22 protein-coding genes and 1 riboswitch are annotated in these 19,414 nt (G+C 30.4%); of the genes, 19 read left to right on the top strand and 3 right to left on the bottom strand.

Features of this window, described 5'->3' with window-relative positions; genetic code table 11:
• The first annotated feature begins 2 nt into the window (after positions 1-2).
• The 10 genes from GVY01_RS05160 to gcvPB all read left to right on the top strand — a co-directional run bounded on the left by GVY01_RS05160 (position 3) and on the right by gcvPB (position 8,913).
• The gene (locus GVY01_RS05160) at positions 3-626 is read left to right on the top strand and encodes an MBL fold metallo-hydrolase (RefSeq protein ID WP_017636253.1); all 624 of its coding nucleotides are present in this window, start codon (positions 3-5) and stop codon (positions 624-626) included.
• A gap of 46 nt (positions 627-672) precedes the next feature.
• Positions 673-1,647 carry a competence type IV pilus ATPase ComGA gene (gene comGA, locus GVY01_RS05155; protein ID WP_070453859.1) on the top strand — a complete coding sequence of 325 codons (975 nt, stop codon included), beginning with the start codon at positions 673-675 and terminating at the stop codon, positions 1,645-1,647.
• Complete coding sequence (gene comGB, locus GVY01_RS05150; RefSeq protein ID WP_029055748.1) at positions 1,619-2,686, top strand: competence type IV pilus assembly protein ComGB; 1,068 nt, start codon at positions 1,619-1,621, stop codon at positions 2,684-2,686. The genes comGA and comGB overlap by 29 nt, the downstream gene beginning before the upstream one ends.
• Before the next feature lie 23 nt (positions 2,687-2,709).
• Positions 2,710-3,021, top strand: coding sequence for a competence type IV pilus major pilin ComGC (gene comGC, locus GVY01_RS05145; protein WP_029055749.1), 312 nt, complete (start codon positions 2,710-2,712; stop codon positions 3,019-3,021).
• Positions 3,011-3,448: a competence type IV pilus minor pilin ComGD gene (comGD, locus tag GVY01_RS12525; RefSeq protein ID WP_046466732.1), complete on the top strand. Its 438-nt coding sequence runs from the start codon at positions 3,011-3,013 to the stop codon at positions 3,446-3,448. The genes comGC and comGD overlap by 11 nt, the downstream gene beginning before the upstream one ends.
• Positions 3,449-3,518: 70 nt before the next feature.
• A complete protein-coding gene (locus GVY01_RS05135) occupies positions 3,519-3,728 on the top strand; it encodes a hypothetical protein (RefSeq protein ID WP_159333666.1) in 210 nt (69 codons plus the stop codon).
• Positions 3,729-4,301: 573 nt separating this feature from the next.
• Positions 4,302-4,820, top strand: a complete 519-nt coding sequence (locus GVY01_RS05130) for a shikimate kinase (protein WP_181299894.1) — start codon at positions 4,302-4,304, stop codon at positions 4,818-4,820.
• Positions 4,817-4,913, top strand: a riboswitch (glycine riboswitch). (Overlaps the previous gene by 4 nt.)
• A 78-nt stretch (positions 4,914-4,991) precedes the next feature.
• Positions 4,992-6,083 (top strand): glycine cleavage system aminomethyltransferase GcvT, encoded by a 1,092-nt coding sequence (gene gcvT / locus GVY01_RS05125; protein WP_017636954.1) that lies wholly within the window; start codon positions 4,992-4,994, stop codon positions 6,081-6,083.
• 18 nt (positions 6,084-6,101) lie between these two features.
• Entirely contained in the window at positions 6,102-7,451 is a 1,350-nt protein-coding gene (gene gcvPA, locus GVY01_RS05120) for an aminomethyl-transferring glycine dehydrogenase subunit GcvPA (protein WP_017636955.1), read from the top strand.
• Entirely contained in the window at positions 7,441-8,913 is a 1,473-nt protein-coding gene (gene gcvPB, locus GVY01_RS05115; protein WP_017636956.1) for an aminomethyl-transferring glycine dehydrogenase subunit GcvPB, read from the top strand. Before gcvPA ends, gcvPB begins: the two co-directional genes overlap by 11 nt.
• 147 nt (positions 8,914-9,060) lie before the next feature.
• Here the strand turns inward: gcvPB and GVY01_RS05110 are convergent, their stop codons facing one another.
• Entirely contained in the window at positions 9,061-9,447 is a 387-nt protein-coding gene (locus GVY01_RS05110; protein ID WP_017636957.1) for a rhodanese-like domain-containing protein, read from the bottom strand.
• A gap of 160 nt (positions 9,448-9,607) precedes the next feature.
• Here GVY01_RS05110 and GVY01_RS05105 point away from each other — a divergent pair, with 160 nt between their 5' ends.
• Positions 9,608-10,438 carry a lipoate--protein ligase family protein gene (locus tag GVY01_RS05105; protein WP_029055293.1) on the top strand — a complete coding sequence of 277 codons (831 nt, stop codon included), beginning with the start codon at positions 9,608-9,610 and terminating at the stop codon, positions 10,436-10,438.
• A gap of 69 nt (positions 10,439-10,507) precedes the next feature.
• Here GVY01_RS05105 and GVY01_RS05100 read toward each other — a convergent pair whose 3' ends face one another.
• Both GVY01_RS05100 and GVY01_RS05095 read right to left on the bottom strand, forming a co-directional pair.
• Positions 10,508-10,720 carry an SA1362 family protein gene (locus GVY01_RS05100; RefSeq protein WP_029055294.1) on the bottom strand — a complete coding sequence of 71 codons (213 nt, stop codon included), beginning with the start codon at positions 10,718-10,720 and terminating at the stop codon, positions 10,508-10,510.
• Between the two features lie 16 nt (positions 10,721-10,736).
• Positions 10,737-11,315 carry a hypothetical protein gene (locus tag GVY01_RS05095; RefSeq protein WP_029055295.1) on the bottom strand — a complete coding sequence of 193 codons (579 nt, stop codon included), beginning with the start codon at positions 11,313-11,315 and terminating at the stop codon, positions 10,737-10,739.
• A gap of 107 nt (positions 11,316-11,422) precedes the next feature.
• On the opposite strand from GVY01_RS05095, the gene GVY01_RS05090 reads away from it, so the two are divergent.
• The 8 genes from GVY01_RS05090 to accC all read left to right on the top strand — a co-directional run bounded on the left by GVY01_RS05090 (position 11,423) and on the right by accC (position 19,405).
• Positions 11,423-12,484: a M24 family metallopeptidase gene (locus tag GVY01_RS05090; protein ID WP_017637911.1), complete on the top strand. Its 1,062-nt coding sequence runs from the start codon at positions 11,423-11,425 to the stop codon at positions 12,482-12,484.
• A 25-nt stretch (positions 12,485-12,509) separates the two neighbouring features.
• Positions 12,510-13,067, top strand: coding sequence for an elongation factor P (efp, locus tag GVY01_RS05085; RefSeq protein ID WP_017637912.1), 558 nt, complete (start codon positions 12,510-12,512; stop codon positions 13,065-13,067).
• A gap of 155 nt (positions 13,068-13,222) precedes the next feature.
• Positions 13,223-14,245: an N-acetyl-gamma-glutamyl-phosphate reductase gene (gene argC, locus GVY01_RS05080; protein WP_017637913.1), complete on the top strand. Its 1,023-nt coding sequence runs from the start codon at positions 13,223-13,225 to the stop codon at positions 14,243-14,245.
• A gap of 14 nt (positions 14,246-14,259) precedes the next feature.
• The gene (gene argJ / locus GVY01_RS05075) at positions 14,260-15,453 is read left to right on the top strand and encodes a bifunctional glutamate N-acetyltransferase/amino-acid acetyltransferase ArgJ (protein ID WP_159333665.1); all 1,194 of its coding nucleotides are present in this window, start codon (positions 14,260-14,262) and stop codon (positions 15,451-15,453) included.
• Between the two features lie 10 nt (positions 15,454-15,463).
• Positions 15,464-16,204, top strand: coding sequence for an acetylglutamate kinase (gene argB / locus GVY01_RS05070; RefSeq protein ID WP_029055298.1), 741 nt, complete (start codon positions 15,464-15,466; stop codon positions 16,202-16,204).
• Positions 16,204-17,343, top strand: a complete 1,140-nt coding sequence (locus tag GVY01_RS05065; RefSeq protein ID WP_159333664.1) for an acetylornithine transaminase — start codon at positions 16,204-16,206, stop codon at positions 17,341-17,343. Before argB ends, GVY01_RS05065 begins: the two co-directional genes overlap by 1 nt.
• A gap of 230 nt (positions 17,344-17,573) precedes the next feature.
• Entirely contained in the window at positions 17,574-18,047 is a 474-nt protein-coding gene (gene accB, locus GVY01_RS05060; RefSeq protein WP_017637917.1) for an acetyl-CoA carboxylase biotin carboxyl carrier protein, read from the top strand.
• A complete protein-coding gene (gene accC, locus GVY01_RS05055) occupies positions 18,047-19,405 on the top strand; it encodes an acetyl-CoA carboxylase biotin carboxylase subunit (protein WP_017637918.1) in 1,359 nt (452 codons plus the stop codon). Before accB ends, accC begins: the two co-directional genes overlap by 1 nt.
• Positions 19,406-19,414: the final 9 nt, after the last annotated feature.

Raw genomic sequence — 19,414 nt, 5'->3', positions numbered from 1 at the left:
TCATGAGAATTTCTAGTTTAACTTTAGGTTTAGTAGATACTAATACCTATTTTATTGAAAATGAAAACAAAGTATTACTCGTAGATCCATCTAGTGAATCTGATAAAATTATAAAAAAATTAAATCAAATTAATAAACCTTTAGAAGCTATTATATTGACACATGCCCATTACGATCATATTGGGGCATTAGACGATATTATAGAAAAATATAATGTACCAGTTTATATGCATAAAGAAGAATTCGACTTCTTAAATGATCCAGAAAAAAATGGTGCATCAAAATTCAAACAATATGGTATGCCTCAAGTTATAAGTCAGGCCAAACCAAAATCACTTGATGAGGGACCAGCTCAAATTGGTGATTTTACATTTGATGTATTGCATACACCTGGACACTCACCAGGAAGTTTATCTTTTGTTTTCAAAGAATTCGCAGTAGTCGGTGACACATTATTTAATAATGGTATTGGTAGAACAGATTTATACAAAGGCGATTATGAAACTTTAGTAGATTCTATTAAAGATAAATTATTCGAATTAGATGGAGATTTACCATTATTCCCAGGCCACGGTACTTATACAACTGTTGATGATGAACAATTAAATCCATTTTTAAATGGTTAAAGTAAAACTAACACCTCCTACGTTAATATATGTAGGAGGTGTTTTTATGAAGATTCTATTTCAAGAAATAATTAATAAAGGAATTGCATATAAAGCGAGTGATATACACTTTATTCCTATGGAGCATTATGTTCATATTAAATTTAGAGTAAATGATACATTAACACCTTATGAAACACTTGATATTAATATATATCGTAAGTTATTGGTGTTTATGAAATTCCAAGCTGGTTTAGATGTTTCTACACAACAAATCGCTCAAAGTGGCCGCTATACATATAAATTAAGGTCAGTTTATTACTTACGTATTTCAACCCTTCCTTTATCAATTGGATGTGAAAGTTGTGTTATAAGAATTGTGCCTCAATATTTTCAAAGTAAAAAGGAAACATACGAGTTTAAAGATTTTAAACATTTTATGAATAAGAAGCAAGGTTTATTGCTTTTTACTGGTCCTACAGGTTCGGGTAAGAGTACATTAATGTATCAAATGGTTATGTATGCACAAAAAGAGTTAAACCTAAATGTTATTTCTATTGAAGATCCAGTTGAACAAATTTTAAAAGGTATTACTCAAATTTCTGTTAATAACAAAGCAGGTATTACTTACGCTAGTTCATTTAAAGCAATTTTAAGATGTGATCCAGACGTTATTTTAATCGGAGAAATTCGTGATGCCGAAATCGCTAAATATGTCTTTCAAGCTAGTCTAAGTGGTCATTTGGTATTAAGTACATTACACGCCAATGATTGTAGAGGGGCTTTACTTAGATTATTAGAAATGGGAGTAACAGTTCAAGAATTATCTCAAGCTATAAATTTAATTTCCAATCAACGATTAATTACAACATCACATAATCATAGACAATTAGTGTGTGAACTAATGTTTAAAAATCAAATTAATTACTTTTTTGAACATAACCAAACGATGCCAAAATCTTTTAAACGATTAGCATCAAAATTAGATGATATGACAAAAGAAGGTATTATATGTGAAACTATTGCTGATAAATATATTTAAATTCAGACAAGCCAAATGCCTAACTAAATCTGAACAATTAGATTTAGTGTATAGATTACATCAATTACTTAAACATGGATTTACTCTTTACGAATCATTTAAATTTTTAAATCTACATTTTAAATATAGAGGAGATAAATCACATGATGAAGTGTTAAATAAAATAGAACAAGGTGCAACTTGCTGGGAAGTATTTAAATACTTAGATTATTCAAGTGACATTGTTACACAAACATATTTAGCTGAAAGATTTGGAAATTTAGAACTTTCTCTATTAGAAGCTACAAGATATTTAAAAAAGCAAATACAAGTTACTCAAAATGTTTTAAAGACGATACAGTATCCTATTGTATTAATAATTACTTTTATATTAATATTAACGTTACTCAATTTTACAGTTATACCTCAATTTAAAGAATTATACCAATCTATGAATATAGAACTTTCTCCATTACAATCTATTCTTTCTTATTTTATTACAACTTTCCCTTTATTCATCATAATTTTATCCAGTGTAATATGTATATTATCTATCATATTTAAATATCGTTTTAATAAGATGACTATAGAAAATCAAATTCAATTAATGTGTCACATTCCAATTATTAAACATTATTATAAAATTTTAAAAACGTATCAATTATCAAATGAGTTTGCCCATTTTTATAGAAATGGAGTTAATTTACAGATAATCGTTAGAATTTATAAACAATCAGAGAATAATCAATTTCATCAATTTTTAGGAGACAGGTTACTCAACCAATCTTATCAAGGAGAAAATCTACCTGATATATTAAAAAAATTAAATTGCTATGAAAATGACTTGATTAAATTTATAGAACAAGGAGAAAAAAGTGGAAAACTTGATATCGAATTAACGCTATATAGTCAGATACTTATACAACAATTCGAAGCTATGGCTAAAAGACACATTAAATTCATTCAACCAGTTATCTTTTTAATATTAGGATTATTTATCGTTGCACTTTATTTAACTATTATGCTACCTATATTTGACATGTTGCAGTCAATTAAATAGTAAGGAGGACTTATAAATTGAAGATATTCAAAACACTGTTTAACAAAAAGGCATTTACATTAATTGAAATGTTACTAGTTTTATTAATAATTAGCTTATTGCTTATTCTAATTATTCCCAATATAGCTAAACAAACCGCTCATATACAAACTACTGGTTGTGACGCTCAAGTGAAAATGGTTAATAGTCAAATTGAAGCATATACTTTAAAACACAATAGAAATCCTAATACCATCCAAGATTTAATTTCTGAAGGATTTATTAAAGAAAACCAAAAAAATTGCAAATCAGGAGAAACTATTAGTATTAATAATGGCGAAGCGGTTGCAAATTAAATATTTACCATCATTTACTTATCTAGAGATGTTAATGGTTATGTTTATTCTAGCTATACTAACTGCATGTACACTTATTGGTAAAACACTATTATCAGTATCAGCTTCTAACGAAGAATTAAACATTAATCATCTGATAACTCAAATGAATTATTTAAAATCTAAAGCTATCAATGAGAAACAATCAATTTCATTAATATTTACTAACCAAACAAATTCTATAAAAGTAAAAGAAGAACATGGTTCAAAATATCAGTTGAAAATTAAAGGCGGAAAAATAGTCAATATAGCTAAGATACAATTATTAACATTTAATAAAGATGGACATATTAATAATTTTGGTTCAATAAACTTAAAAATGAAACATGGGAATTATAAATTAATATTTCACATAGAAAAGGGGCGCATAAGGTATATTAAAATATAAAATTAAGGGGAGTGTTCTATTAGATAGTTTATTGGCCTTTTTAATCATGAGTATGATTACTCTTGTGTTCATGAGTTCAATTAATCATCTTATTAAAACGTATCAAAATCAATTAGATTTATTAGAAATGCAAAAAGTCATTATAGTAGCCTTAAATAAATTCGATATAAAACAAATAAAGCAAGGAGTATTTATTGATCAATTTCAAGTTAAAATGTCTAAACAAACAATTTGTGTTTCAAATTGGCCAAAAAAGAAAAACTATTGTATTAAGAAATAGGATACAAGGGTTTACTTTTATTGAAATGATTTTTGCTCTACTTATTACCATAGTAATTCTTACTTCACTACCCTTAACTATAAAACTAGTGAGTCATTATAAAGCGTTAGCTAACGAAAACAGCTCGATAGAATTTGAATTCTTTCATAGAGATTTAATAAGAGACATAAATCAAAATAATCTTAAATTATTTGTAAAAAACAATCATACATTCATTTTAAGGAATAATGAAAGTGGCGTAGAATATACATTTAAAAACAATAAAGTGTACAAACAAATTAACGGCAAGGGGAATGTTACTTTATTAAATCAAGTTATTGTAGAAAAAATAATAAAGTCGAATGATAACATAATCAAAATTATACTGAAGGTAGGAAATCCGAATTATAAACAAATCAAAACCCTCTATTTATAAGCAAAAAGCATTTATAAGTCCTTTTTTAATGATTATTTTTTTCATTTATTTAACCATTATATCTTTTTATGTAAGCCAATATAGTTTAAAATTAAAGACAACACATAACTTAGAAAAAACATATCAAGAAGTTATAGTTAATAAGCTTAAAGAGGTAGATGTTGTTGCAATTAAATAAAACACCAATTATATTAATAGGCTTCATGGGTACTGGTAAAACTACAGTAGGAAGTTACATGAGAAATCAATTAAAACTAAGTTATGTGGATTTAGATCAATATATTGAACTAAAAGAACATATGACAATACCTCAAATCTTTGATGAAAAAGGTGAAACACACTTTAGAGATTTAGAGTATAAATATTTAAAAGACACTTTAAATAAGTTTGATATTATTTCTACAGGTGGTGGAATAATTGAAAATCAAGCTTCTCTTGATTTATTAAAATTACAAAAAAATGTAATTTGGTTAGATTGTGACATTGAAATTGTATTTGAAAGGATTGTTAATGATCCTCATAGACCAAATGCTAATAATAAGTCACTAAATCAACTAAAAAACTTGTATTCATCAAGGATTTCAAGATATAATGAAATCGCATTCATGAAAGTGAATAGTAATCAAAATGTATCAGATATTTATCAAGAAATTACAACTTCATTAAATAGCGATTGATCAGTATTAGAGAGAATAAAAGATAGCTTTTATCGCCGAAGGTGCAAGTAGCAATACTACGAAACTCTCAGGCAAAAGGATAATACTGTTACGCGTTCCTGGAGAATAACTTTAAACAGGGTAGCAATTGTTTTGCTACTCTGTTTTTAAATAAATATAGGGGGTTTTGACATGACAAGCGAGTTAAAAAAGACGCCATTATATCAAAATTATGTAGACAGTGGTGCTAAGATAGTAGAATTTGGTGGATGGGCAATGCCTGTTCAATTTTCAAGTATTAAAGAAGAGCACAATGCAGTTCGTTATGAAACTGGTTTATTCGATGTAAGTCATATGGGAGAAGTTCAAATCCAAGGTGCAGAGGCAAAAGCATTTGTACAATATATTTTATCGAATGATACTAACAATCTAACTGATTCAAAAGCACTATACACTGCTTTATGTAATGAAGAAGGCGGCATTATTGACGACTTGGTTACATATAAATTAGCAGATAATGACTATTTATTAGTTGTTAATGCCGGAAATACCGATAAAGACTTCCAATGGATTGAAAAACAATCTAAAAAATTTGATGTTGAAGTAAAAAATGTTTCTAAAGATTATGGTCAATTAGCATTGCAAGGACCAAAAGCTAGAGACTTAATTCAAAAATTAGTAGACATAGATATTTCTGAAATGGGTATGTTTGAATTTAAAAAAGATGTTCAACTTTTAAATAAAAACGTTATTCTTTCTCAATCAGGTTATACAGGTGAAGACGGTTTTGAAATTTATTGTGATGCTAAAGATACTGTAGATATCTGGAATGGTTTATTAGAATACGACGTAGTTCCTTGTGGTTTAGGAGCTAGAGATACTTTAAGATTAGAAGCTGGTTTACCATTACATGGTCAAGATTTAACTGAATCAATTACTCCATATGAAGGTGGAATTGCATTTGCTGCTAAACCTTTAATTGAAGAAGATTTTATCGGTAAATCTGTATTAAAAGACCAAAAAGAAAATGGTTCAACAAGACGTACTGTTGGATTAGAAATTTTAGATAAAGGTATTGCTAGAACTGGATACGAAGTATTAGATTTAGATGGTAATCAAATTGGAGAAGTAACTTCAGGAACAAAATCTCCTTCTTCTGATAAATCAATCGCATTAGCTATTATCAATAGAGATGAGTTTGAAATGGGTAAAGAAGTACTTGTTCAAATTAGAAAAAGACAAGTAAAAGCAAAAATTGTTAAGAAGAACCAAATTGAAAAATAGAACAAAGGGGTGGACGAATTGAGTCATCGTTATATACCATTAACTGATCAAGATAAGCAAGAAATGTTAGACACTATAGGTGCAAAATCAATTGATGAATTATTTGGAGACGTTCCTTCAGATATTTTATTAAATAGAGATTTAGGCATTGGAGAGAGTGAATCTGAAACAACTTTATTAAAACGTTTAAATAAAGTTGCTAGTAAAAACGTTACAAAAGAAACTCACACATCTTATCTTGGTGCTGGCGTGTACGACCACTATGCACCTTCTGTTGTAGATGCAATGATTTCTAGATCAGAATTCTTTACTGCTTACACACCATATCAACCAGAAATTTCACAAGGCGAACTACAAGCTATTTTCGAATTCCAAACATTAATTTGTGAATTAACTAATATGGATGTAGCAAACTCTTCTATGTATGATGGTATGACTAGTTTTGCTGAAGCATGTATTTTAGCTTATAGTCACACTAAAAAGAATAAAATTGTTGTATCAAAAGGATTACATTATCAAGCATTACAAGTATTAAATACGTATGCTAAAACACGTCAAGAATTTGAAGTCGTAGAAGTAGATTTAGATGGTACTATAACTGATTTAGAAAAACTAGAACAAGCAGTTGACGATGATACTGCAGCAGTAGCTGTACAATATCCAAATTTCTTTGGTTCAATAGAAGACTTAGAGAAAATTCAAAGCTTTATAGAAGATAAAAAAGCATTATTCATTGTTTATGCTAATCCTTTAGCATTAGGTTTATTAACACCTCCTGGATCATTCGGTGCTGATATAGTAGTTGGAGATACACAACCATTTGGTATTCCATCTCAATTCGGTGGACCACATTGTGGTTACTTCGCTACTACTAAAAAGCTAATGCGTAAAGTACCAGGTAGATTAGTTGGTCAAACCCAAGATGATGAAGGAAACAGAGGTTTTGTATTAACTTTACAAGCACGTGAACAACATATTCGTCGTGATAAAGCAACTTCAAATATTTGTTCTAACCAAGCGTTAAATGCTCTAGCTTCATCTATTGCAATGTCAGCTTTAGGTAAACAAGGTATATATGATATAGCTGTACAAAACTTTGAACATGCTAACTATGCTAAACAATCATTTAAAGACGCTGGATTTAATGTTTTAGAAGGTACTTCGTTCAATGAATTCGTAGTAGAATTTAATAAACCAATTATTGAAGTTAATAAAGCTTTAGCTGAGGAAGATATTATTGGTGGCTTTGACTTGAGTGTAGTTTCAAGTGAATTCAATAACCATATGCTTATTGCAGTTACTGAATTAAGAACTAAAGAAGAAATCGATACATTTGTTAAGAAAGCTGGTGAAATTAATGGTAAGTAAATCAAGTCCACTTATTTTTGAAAGATCTAAAGAGGGTAGATATGCCTATTCTTTACCGCAAAGCGAAATTAACAACAATTCATTTGAATCGATTTTAGATGATAAATTTATTAGAAAAGATAAAGCTGAATTCCCTGAAGTAGCTGAATTAGATTTAGTACGTCACTATACAGAGTTATCTAACAAAAACTTCGGTGTCGACACTGGTTTTTATCCGTTAGGCTCATGTACAATGAAATACAATCCTAAAATTAATGAAAAGGTAGCAAGAATTCCTGGTTTCAGTGAAGCACACCCACTTCAAGATGAAAACCAAATCCAAGGATCTCTTGAAATTATTTATAGTTTACAAGAAGAACTTAAAGAAATTACAGGTATGGATGAAGTTACGCTTCAACCAGCTGCAGGGGCACATGGTGAGTGGACTGCATTAATGATTTTCAAAGCTTACCACCAAAATAATGGTGAAGGTCATCGTGATGAAGTTATCGTTCCTGACTCAGCTCACGGAACAAACCCTGCGTCAGCATCATTTGCTGGGTTCAAATCAGTTACCGTAAAATCAAACGAACGTGGAGAAGTCGATATTGAAGACTTAAAACGTGTTGTAAATGAAAATACAGCAGCGATCATGTTAACGAATCCTAATACATTAGGTATTTTTGAAAAAAATATTATGGAAATTAGAGAAATTGTCCATGAAGCTGGTGGTTTATTATACTATGATGGCGCTAACTTAAATGCTATTATGGATAAAGTTCGCCCAGGAGACATGGGATTTGATGCAGTTCATTTAAATCTTCATAAAACATTTACTGGTCCACATGGTGGCGGTGGCCCTGGTTCTGGACCTGTGGGAGTTGTAAAAGAATTAGCAAGTTATTTACCAAAACCAATGGTAATTAAAGAAAATGACTATTATAAATATGATAATGATATCAAAAACTCTATTGGACGAGTTAAACCATTCTACGGTAACTTTGGTATTTATCTAAGAGCTTATACTTATATTAGAACAATGGGTGCAAAAGGCCTTAAAGAAGTTTCAGAAGCTGCGGTATTAAATGCTAACTACTTAAAAGCACGCTTAAATGATCATTTTGAGATTCCATATCAACAATATTGTAAACACGAATTTGTGTTAAGTGGTATTAAACAAAAACAATATGGTGTTAGAACATTAGATATGGCTAAAAGATTATTAGACTTCGGTGTACATCCGCCAACAATTTACTTCCCATTAAATGTGGAAGAAGGTATGATGATTGAACCTACAGAAACTGAATCTAAAGAGACATTAGATCATTTTGCAGATACTTTAATCCAAATTGCTAATGAAGCTAAAGACGATCCAGATAAAGTTCTTGAAGCCCCTCATACTACAATAATAGACAGATTAGATGAAACAACAGCTGCAAGAAAACCAATTCTTAAATTTGAAAATCTACATGCTGAAAAATAATAATTTTTATAGAGCCCGTTAGTGTATCATTCCAGTACACTAACGGGCTCTTTTTACATAAAAAAGAGTAAAGATAATGCGACTTTATATAAGTCACATTATCTTTACTCCGAAATCATTTAATATTTTCATAAAAATATCAAATGACTATTTTTTGGACTTAATTTTACCAGTCCATTTTTTATAGCCGCCTTTAAGCATATAAATATCATTATAGCCATTTTTTCTTAACATACGAGCAGCACGATAGCTTGCTATACCGTTCGCATCACAAAGATATATAGGTTGATCTTTTCTTAAACCTTGGAATCTTTGTTTAAACATAGTAATTGGAATATTTCGAGCACCGTTAATGTGACCATAATCATAATCAACTTTTTCTCTCACATCAACTACTTGTGCTTTACGTAAACCTTTATGAAATTCATTTTGGTCTAATTCTTTAACAGCTCGTTTATTAAGAATTTGTTGAACGACCATATAACCAATTATTATTATTAAAATAATAATTGCAATATACAAAGAGATACTCATGTTGCATCCTCCCTAATTTACCGATATTATAATTATAAGACTGTTAGAACAAATTATCAAAATATTTTTATACATTTACAGATGTTTTAATAATTTATTCGTAATTATAGGGCTATAATCAAATTTGTTACTAAAGCAATTATTAATGGGGGATTTAATCATGACAGAAACATGGAATTTTATTAACACTGGTAGTAAAGATCCATATTACAATATGGCAATGGATGAAGCACTACTTAATTTCGTTTCTAGGGGGGAAATTGATCCGGTCATACGGTTTTATACATGGAATCCTGCGACACTATCAATAGGTTACTTCCAACGATTAAAAAAAGAAATAGATATTGAAAAGGTAAAAGAAAAAGGCTATGGACTAGTGAGACGACAAACTGGAGGAAGAGGTGTGTTACACGACAAAGAACTAACTTACAGTGTTATTGTTCCTGAATCACATCCTAAAATGCCTACAACTGTAACTGAAGCCTATAGAGTTATTTCTCAAGGATTATTAGAAGGATTTAAAAATTTAGGTTTTGAAACTTATTTTGCTGTTCCTCGTTCCAAAGAAGAAAGAGAAAAATTAAAACAACCACGTAGTTCAGTTTGCTTCGATGCACCTAGTTGGTATGAACTCGTTGTTGAAGGTCGTAAAATTGCTGGAAGTGCACAAACACGACAAAAAGGCGTGATTCTACAACATGGATCTATTTTACAAGACATTGATGTAGACGAACTTTTTGACTTATTTATTTTTAAACATGATCGATTAAAAAACAAAATGAAAGAAGCATTTGTAGATAAAGCGGTAGCGATTAACGACATCTCAGAAAAGCACATAACCCTAAATGAAATGGAAGATGCATTTAAAGAAGGTTTTAAAGAAGGTTTACAAATTGAATTTAAACCATTAACACTTACAGATGAACAAATGAACGAAGTTAAAGAACTAGAAGAAAAATTCCGTTCAGATGAATGGACATATAGAAAGTAATATAATCAATAATAAAGCAGTAGTCATCATCAAATTAATGATATCAATGACTACTGCTTATTTTTATTACTATTTATTTCTTTTACGATATTTTCTTGCAGCTCGTTTATACTTTCTTTGATCTTCTGTTAAAAAGAAAAAGTAGTATATTAGATAAATAATTAACACTAAAACTGCGAAACTAATTAACATTTTAACGATTGAAAACAAAAATACGTCTAAATTCATTATCAAACCAAATGCTGCAATCGCTATAACGATATAAAACATTATATTTTTCATTTAAATCCACCTAATTCTAATTAACTTCACTTTGTACACTAGCTAATTTTTTCTGTCCTTTATTAATTTTCTTTTTATTTTTTTCTTGATAACCTTGTTCGATGTCACTAAAGGCTGAAGTTATATTTTTATTTATCTTATTAATACTTTTTTTCGTTGATTTATCTTCACTTGTCATTGAGTCTTCATCTATATCAGATTTATATGTACTATAAGCATCGTTTAAATCAGATGTAATTGTTGATAATTTCTTTTGGATAGAGTTACTTCCTTTATTTTTAGTCACATCCGCATCTATGTCATTATACTTCTCTATAGATTTTGCAACTTTATTATAATAAGAAGAGCTTGCATTTAAATTCTTTTCTTTTTTCTTATTAGTAGCTGTTTGCTTACTATTTTCTTTATCTTTTTGTAATCCTGCAATTTTAGATTTTTGATCGCTAATATCTTGATTTAATTGCTGAATATCTAATTTTAATTGATGATTGTCATCTCTAAGTTTTGTAGTTTTATCTTCTAGTGGTGCAAGATTTTGACTACCACAACCAGCTAATAAGCAAGATGCGCCAATCACGATTATATATTTCTTCATGATTATCTCCCTAAACTAAAAACTATTATATTATTTATTGATTATGCTATCATTTTAATGTATTCAAATAAAATGTACAAACGTTATACTAATTATGGAGGTATTATATGAATAAATTAGAGCAAGTTCAACAATTATTAAAATCTAAAAAACTAGATGCAATTGTCATCCTTTCAGATTACAACAGAAGATATTTATCAGAATTTACTGGTACAAGTGGGGCATTGATTATTTCATCAAACCACAAATATTTAGTTACAGATTTTAGATATACAGAACAAGCTAAAAAACAAGCTACTGAGTTTGAAATTGTAAATAGAAAAAATGATATGATTTCCGAAATCAAATCTATTCTTGAAAAAGAAAAATTAGAAAATGTAGGTTTTGAAGGTCATGAGGTGAGTTATGATACGTACCTCGAATTAAATAAAGGTATGATTACATTAATCAGTATTTCTGATGCAATTGAAAAAATTAGAGAAGTAAAATCAGAAGAAGAAATTGATATAATTAAAAAAGCTGCACAAATCGTTGACGAAACATATGACTATATATTAACAGTTGTAAAAGCTGGTATGTCAGAACGTGAAGTCAAAGCTGCCTTAGAAAGTAAAATGTTACAATTAGGAGCAGATGGTCCTTCTTTTGATACGATTGTAGCATCAGGTTATCGAGGCGCTTTACCTCATGGTGTGGCAAGTGATAAAATTATTGAGCAAGGCGATATGATCACATTGGATTTTGGCGCATATTACAAAGGTTATTGTTCTGATATAACAAGAACATTTGCGATAGGTGAACCAGATCCAAAAATGAAAGAAATTTATGATATAGTATTAAAAGCACAAATAAAAGCTATCGATGAAATTAAACCGGGCTTAACTGTTAAAGAAGCAGATGCATTATCCCGTAATTACATTGAAGCAAAAGGATATGGTGAGCATTTTGGCCATTCATTAGGTCACGGTATTGGTTTAGACATACACGAAGGACCATTGCTTTCACAAAAAGCATCTGGACATCTTCAAGTTAATAATTGCGTTACGATTGAACCAGGTATTTATGTTGATGGATTAGGTGGCGTTAGAATTGAAGATGATATTTTAATTACAGAAAATGGTTGTGAAGTCTTTACTAAATGCACAAAAGACCTTATTATTTTAGAATAAGCGTGTATATTGAGGAGGAAACTGAATGATTTCAGTAAATGATTTTAAAACAGGTTTAACAATATCAGTAGATAATGGTATTTGGAAAGTAATTGATTTCCAACATGTAAAACCAGGAAAAGGATCTGCATTCGTTCGTTCTAAATTACGTAATTTAAGAACTGGTGCTATTCAAGAAAAAACATTTAGAGCAGGCGAAAAAGTTGAACAAGCTATGATTGAAAATCGTCGTATGCAATACCTATATGCAGATGGTGATAATCATGTATTCATGGATAATGAAACATTCGATCAAACAGAATTACCAGGCGATTATCTAAAAGATGAATTAAATTATTTAAAAGCTAATATGGAAGTTCAAATTCAATCTTATGATGGAGAAGTAATTGGACTTGAATTACCAAAAACTGTTGAATTAGAAGTTACTGAAACTGAACCAGGTATTAAAGGTGATACTGCAACTGGTGCTACAAAATCAGCTACAGTTGAAACTGGTTATACATTGAACGTACCTTTATTCGTTAACGAAGGTGACATTCTAGTAATTAATACTGGAGACGGAAGTTACATTTCAAGAGGATAGTCATCAAATTGATGTTCTTCAACACTCATAACTGTCAGAAATGATAGTTGTGAGTGTTTTTTTGCATTTTAATTAACTAAAATATTATATTGTAGGCTTGATAATTTTATAAGTATACAATATAATTGTATAAAAATACGAAAAGAGGTTTAAGTATGCGTATTAGTATTGTGGGGATTACTGGTTATTCTGGATTAGAATTAGTGCGACTTATCCATTCGCATAACCACTTAGAAGTTGTTTCTATACATGCGACTCAATCTACTGGCACTAAACTATCTGAAATCTATCCACATTTAAAAGGTATCTGTGACTTAGTAATTAAACCATTTGATGCTCGTTACATAATGAAACATGCAGATTTAGTAGTATTTGCCACACCTAGCGGAATAGCAAGTCAATTATCTTCATACTTTATTAATTATCAATTTCCAGTCGTTGATATATCCGGAGATCATAGACTGCCTCCTGATGATTACCAATTATGGTACAAGAAAGAAGCAGTTTCATTAGATATACAAGAACAATTTACATATAGTCTTCCTGAATTTTCTAATATAAAAAACCAAAAATTCATTTCAAACCCAGGTTGTTACGCAACAGCAGTAGAACTTGCACTTATACCTCTAGTAAAAGATAAATTAATTCAGTTAGATTCAATCATCATTGACGCAAAGAGTGGGTTATCTGGTGCAGGTAAAAACCCAACCACTACTAGTCATTTTGTAAATATAAACAATAATTATATTACATATAAATTGAATGAACATCAGCATATACCAGAAATTCTACAAATGCTAAAAAAGTACGATAAAAATTTACAGAATATTCAATTTTCTACATCATTAATACCTGTTAATAGAGGAATTATTTCTACTATATATTGCAAGTTAAATAGTGACATTCATCCAAGTAAAATTAAACTTAGTTATGACTCAGCATATAAAGATAAGTATTTTATACGTATAGTGAATAACATGCCTCAATTGACAGATGTGATTGGTTCAAATTTTGTAAATATTGGTTTTAAATATAATAAATCTATGAATATTTTAACAATTATGGTAGCGTTAGATAATTTAATCAAAGGCGCTTCTGGACAAGCCCTTCAAAATATTAATCTTATGTATGGTTTTGATGAAACAGAAGGCCTTCGCACTTTACCATCAATAGTATAGTAAGGAGTAACAACATGATAGAAATCATAGGAAACATAGCAAGTCCTATTGGTTATACCGCAGATGGTATTCATTCAGGCATAAAAAAGAAAAACTTAGATTTAGGATGGATTGTGTCTGAAATACCCGCAAGTGTTGCATATGTACAAACAACTAATAAAGTTAAAGCCGCTCCCTTAATTTTAAATAATGAAATTATTCAGGAAAATGGTAAAGTACAAGCTATTATTGTTAATTCTGGTATTGCAAATGCATGTACTGGCTCTCAAGGTATGGAAGATGCTGTCTCAATGCAACAACTCACTGCTAATGCACTGAACATTAATCAAAATCTAGTAACTGTCGCATCTACAGGTGTCATTGGTAAACACTTGCCAATGGATATCATCGACAATGGGATTAGACGGTTAAATAAAAATGGTAACGCTCATCACTTTGCAAAAGCTATATTAACTACTGATTTAACTACTAAAACCTGTGTAATCACTGAAACAATTTATCAACAAAAAATAACTATGGCAGGTGTCGCAAAAGGATCAGGTATGATACATCCAAATATGGCTACGATGTTAGCGTTTATCACTTGTGATGCAAATATATCAACTGAAACATTACAGCTAGCATTACAAACTAATGTTAATAAAACGTTCAATCAAATCACAATAGATGGAGATACATCAACTAATGATTTAGTACTTGTATTATCAAATGGCTTAGCACGTAATCAAGAAATTTTACCGAACACGGAGGAATACATAACGTTTTGCAATATGTTAGAGCACGTCATGCGAAACCTTGCTATGAAAATCGCTAAAGATGGAGAAGGTGCAACCAAACTAATAGAAGTCAAAGTAATGGGAATGCCTACAGAAACATCTGCTAGAATGATTGCTAAAACAGTAGTGGGGTCTAGTTTGGTTAAATCAGCAATTTTTGGAGAAGACCCGAATTGGGGACGTATTCTCGCCGCTATAGGCTATACAGAGACAAACTTTGATGTAACAAATATAGACATTGCTATTGAAGATATACTTGTTATGACTCATTCAACTCCTGAACCTTTTGATAAACAACAAATGCAGCATCTATTAAAAAAAGATCATATTAAAATTTCTATCAATATGCATCAAGGAAATCAAAATGGAACTGCCTGGGGATGCGATCTAACTTATGACTATGTAAAAATAAACGCATTATATACAACTTAGAGGTAATAATATGAATAAAATTATAGTAATAAAAATGGGCGGTATTGCAACAAAAAACATTACACCTGAAACAATACAACAGTTAAAAATTTGGATTAAACAACGATATCAAATTATTATCATACATGGTGGAGGAAAAGTGATCGAAGAATTATTAATCAATGCAGGCCATACTACAATAAAAAAGGATGGTCTTAGAATAACATCAAAATCAGATCTTCCTATAATAAAAGAAGCACTTTTCAATCATGTAGGTGCACAATTAACTGCATATTTAAAGAAGCAAAACATAACAGTCAATCACTTAAAAGATAAGCAACTCTCATTTATAAAAGCAGAGTATTTGAATTATAAAATATATGGTTCTGTAGGTACATCTATACAAATTAATCCAAATTATATTAATGCTCTTTTAAATAAAAATAATATCCCAGTATTAGCATCATTAGGTACTCATATAAATGGTGAATTAATCAACATTAATGCGGACCATTTAGCAACTGCCATAGCTATTTCACTAAAAGCACAAAAATTGATTCTAATGACAGATGTAAAAGGTGTCTTAGAAAACGGAAAACTTATCAATCGATTACATATAAGTGAGGTACAAACTAAAATAAAAGAAAACATTATTACTGGTGGAATGATACCTAAGATTGAAAGTGCTGTTGATACAGTAAAATCAGGGGTCAAGAAAGTTATCATAGGTGACAACTTGTTAACAGGGACAGTCATAGAGGGGAACATCTAATGAGTTATTTATTTCAAAATTATAAACGATCAAATATTGAATTCGTAAAAGCACAGGGCAATGAACTAATCGATGAAAATGGTAATAAATATCTCGATTTTTCATCAGGAATTGGTGTTACAAACTTAGGATTTCATCCACAACTTATTGATGCATTACAACAGCAAATTAACCTTATTTGGCACACGCCTAATTTATACATAAATACATTACAAGAAGAAGTTGCAAAATCGTTAGTAGATGATCAAGACTATTGTGTTTACTTTTGTAATAGTGGTGCCGAAGCAAATGAAGCAGCCATTAAATTAGCACGAAAATTCACTAGTAAACAATCTATAATTTGCTTTGAACAATCATTTCACGGTAGGACTTATGGTGCAATGTCAGCGACAGGACAATCTAAAATTAAATATGGATTTGGTGATGGTGTTCCACATTTTTCGTTTGCCAAATTCAATGATATTGAAAGTGTTAAATCATTAATTTCTAGTGATACTGCAGCAATTATGCTCGAATTAATTCAAGGTGAATCAGGTATACATCTGGCGCAATCAACATTTATTAATCAATTAAATCAGTTATGCAAAGACAACAACATATTATTGATAATAGATGAAATTCAAACTGGAATAGGTCGCACTGGAACGTTATTTGCATATGAACAGTATGGTATTCAACCTGATATTATTACATCTGCTAAAGGGCTAGCAAATGGTATACCGTGTGGTGCTATGATAGGACATCGTCGTTTGAGCCATGCCTTTGATTATGGTAGTCATGGATCTACATTTGGCGGAAATAAATTAGCAATGACAGTGGCTAAAGAAACCCTCTCAATAGTAAAAGATAAAGAATTTTTAAATCAAATTAGTTTAAAAGGTAAAACTTTACTTGCTAAATTAAAAAAACAATTAAATGATAATCCAAATATTATAGACATCCGTGGTAAAGGGTTAATGATTGGTATTGAAACAACATTAAATATAGAACAATTATTTAACGAAGCTCGTCGCCGAGGATTAATTGTTTTACCAACAGGCCAAAATGTTATTCGATTACTACCTCCACTTACTATTACTTCACAACAAATTGATAAAGCAATAAGCATTTTAAATCAAATTTTCAATAAAAAATATTAAACTAACACAATAACGTGAAAGCAATCAACATACGATCTTTCACGTTTTTTATGTTTTACAAATGACTATATACGATTAATCTATTTATATTACTTATCAATTTAATCGTTGATATATCGCTCTCAATTTAAAATGAAATTAGAGGATATCTTCTCATGCTTGAATTGAGCGGTTTACTCAAGTAAAATAGACGGGTAGATGAAAACAAACTGAAGGAGTCAGTAATAATTATGAACTTTAAAGAAATAAAAGAATTAATTGAGATTCTTGATCAATCAAACTTAACTGAAATTAACATTGAAGATAACAAAGGTAGCGTAGTTAACTTAAAAAAACAAAAAGAAACTGAAATTATAACGCCACAAGTAGCACAAGCGCCAGCGCAATCAATAGCACAACCTCAACATGCTACTCAACCTGTGCAACAACCTAGTGAAGATAATCAAACTCAAGAAACAGCTTCAGACAATTACGAAACAATTAACGCACCAATGGTTGGAACGTTTTATAAATCACCTTCACCAGAAGAGGGTGCATATGTACAAGTTGGAGATAAAGTTTCCAACGATACAACTGTTTGTATCTTAGAAGCAATGAAGTTATTCAATGAAATTCAAGCTGAAATTTCAGGAGAAATAGTAGAAATATTAGTAGAAGACGGACAAATGGTAGAGTATGGCCAACCGTTATTCAAGGTGAAATAATGAAGAAAATACTCATCGCTAATCGTGGTGAAATTGCTGTAAGAATTATAAGAGCATGCCATGAGTTAGGTATTCAAACAGTTGCAGTCTATTCAGAAGGAGACAAAGACGCTTTACATACTCAAATTGCTGATGAAGCATACTGCGTCGGTCCAACCCTGTCTAAAGACTCATATTTAAACATTCCCAATATCCTATCAATTGCAACATCAACTGGTTGTGATGGCGTACATCCTGGCTATGGATTTTTAGCTGAAAATGCTGACTTTGCAGAATTATGTGAAGCATGTCAGCTAAAATTTATCGGACCTAGCTATGAATCAATCCAAAAAATGGGTATCAAAGACGTTGCGAAAGCAGAAATGATAAAAGCTAATGTACCTGTTGTACCTGGTAGTGAAGGCTTAGTTCATAATATCGATGATGCAAAGAAAGTCGCTAAGAAAATTGGTTACCCAGTCATTATTAAAGCTACTGCAGGTGGCGGCGGTAAAGGTATCCGTGTTGCTCGTGATGAGAAAGAACTTGAAACTGGATATAGAATGACACAACAAGAAGCGGAAACTGCATTTGGTAATGGCGGTTTATACTTAGAAAAGTTCATCGAAAACTTCCGTCATATTGAAATCCAAATTATTGGTGATAGTTTCGGAAATGTTATCCATTTAGGTGAAAGAGACTGTACAATTCAACGTCGTATGCAAAAATTAGTTGAAGAAGCACCATCACCTATATTATCTGAAGAAACACGCCAAGAAATGGGTAATGCAGCTATTAGAGCAGCTAAAGCTGTAAACTATGAAAACGCAGGTACAATCGAATTTATATATGACTTAAATGATGATAAATTCTACTTTATGGAAATGAATACACGTATCCAAGTTGAACACCCAGTAACTGAAATGGTAACAGGTGTTGATTTAGTTAAATTACAATTAAAAGTTGCAATGGGTGAAGCATTACCATTCAAACAAAAAGACATCAAAATTAATGGTCATGCTATTGAATTTAGAATAAATGCTGAAAATCCATATAAAGATTTTATGCCTTCTCCAGGTAAAATTACTCAGTATTTAGCACCGGGTGGATTCGGAGTAAGAATAGAGTCTGCATGTTATACTAATTATACAATTCCACCTTATTATGATTCTATGGTAGCGAAATTAATCGTTCATGAATCAACGCGCGATGAAGCTATCATGACAGGTATTAGAGCTTTAAGTGAGTATTTAGTTTTAGGAATAGATACGACAATACCTTTCCACCTAAGATTATTGAATAATGATGTATTCAGAAGTGGTGAATTTAATACGAAATTCCTTGAAAAATATAATATTATGGCTGATGACAAACAATAGGAGGTTAAA

The organism is Staphylococcus sp. 8AQ, assembly GCF_902506595.1.
Lineage (GTDB): Bacteria > Bacillota > Bacilli > Staphylococcales > Staphylococcaceae > Staphylococcus > Staphylococcus pasteuri.
The sequence above is the reverse complement of the archived record's forward strand: the minus strand, read 5'-3'. Positions and strand labels throughout refer to the sequence as shown.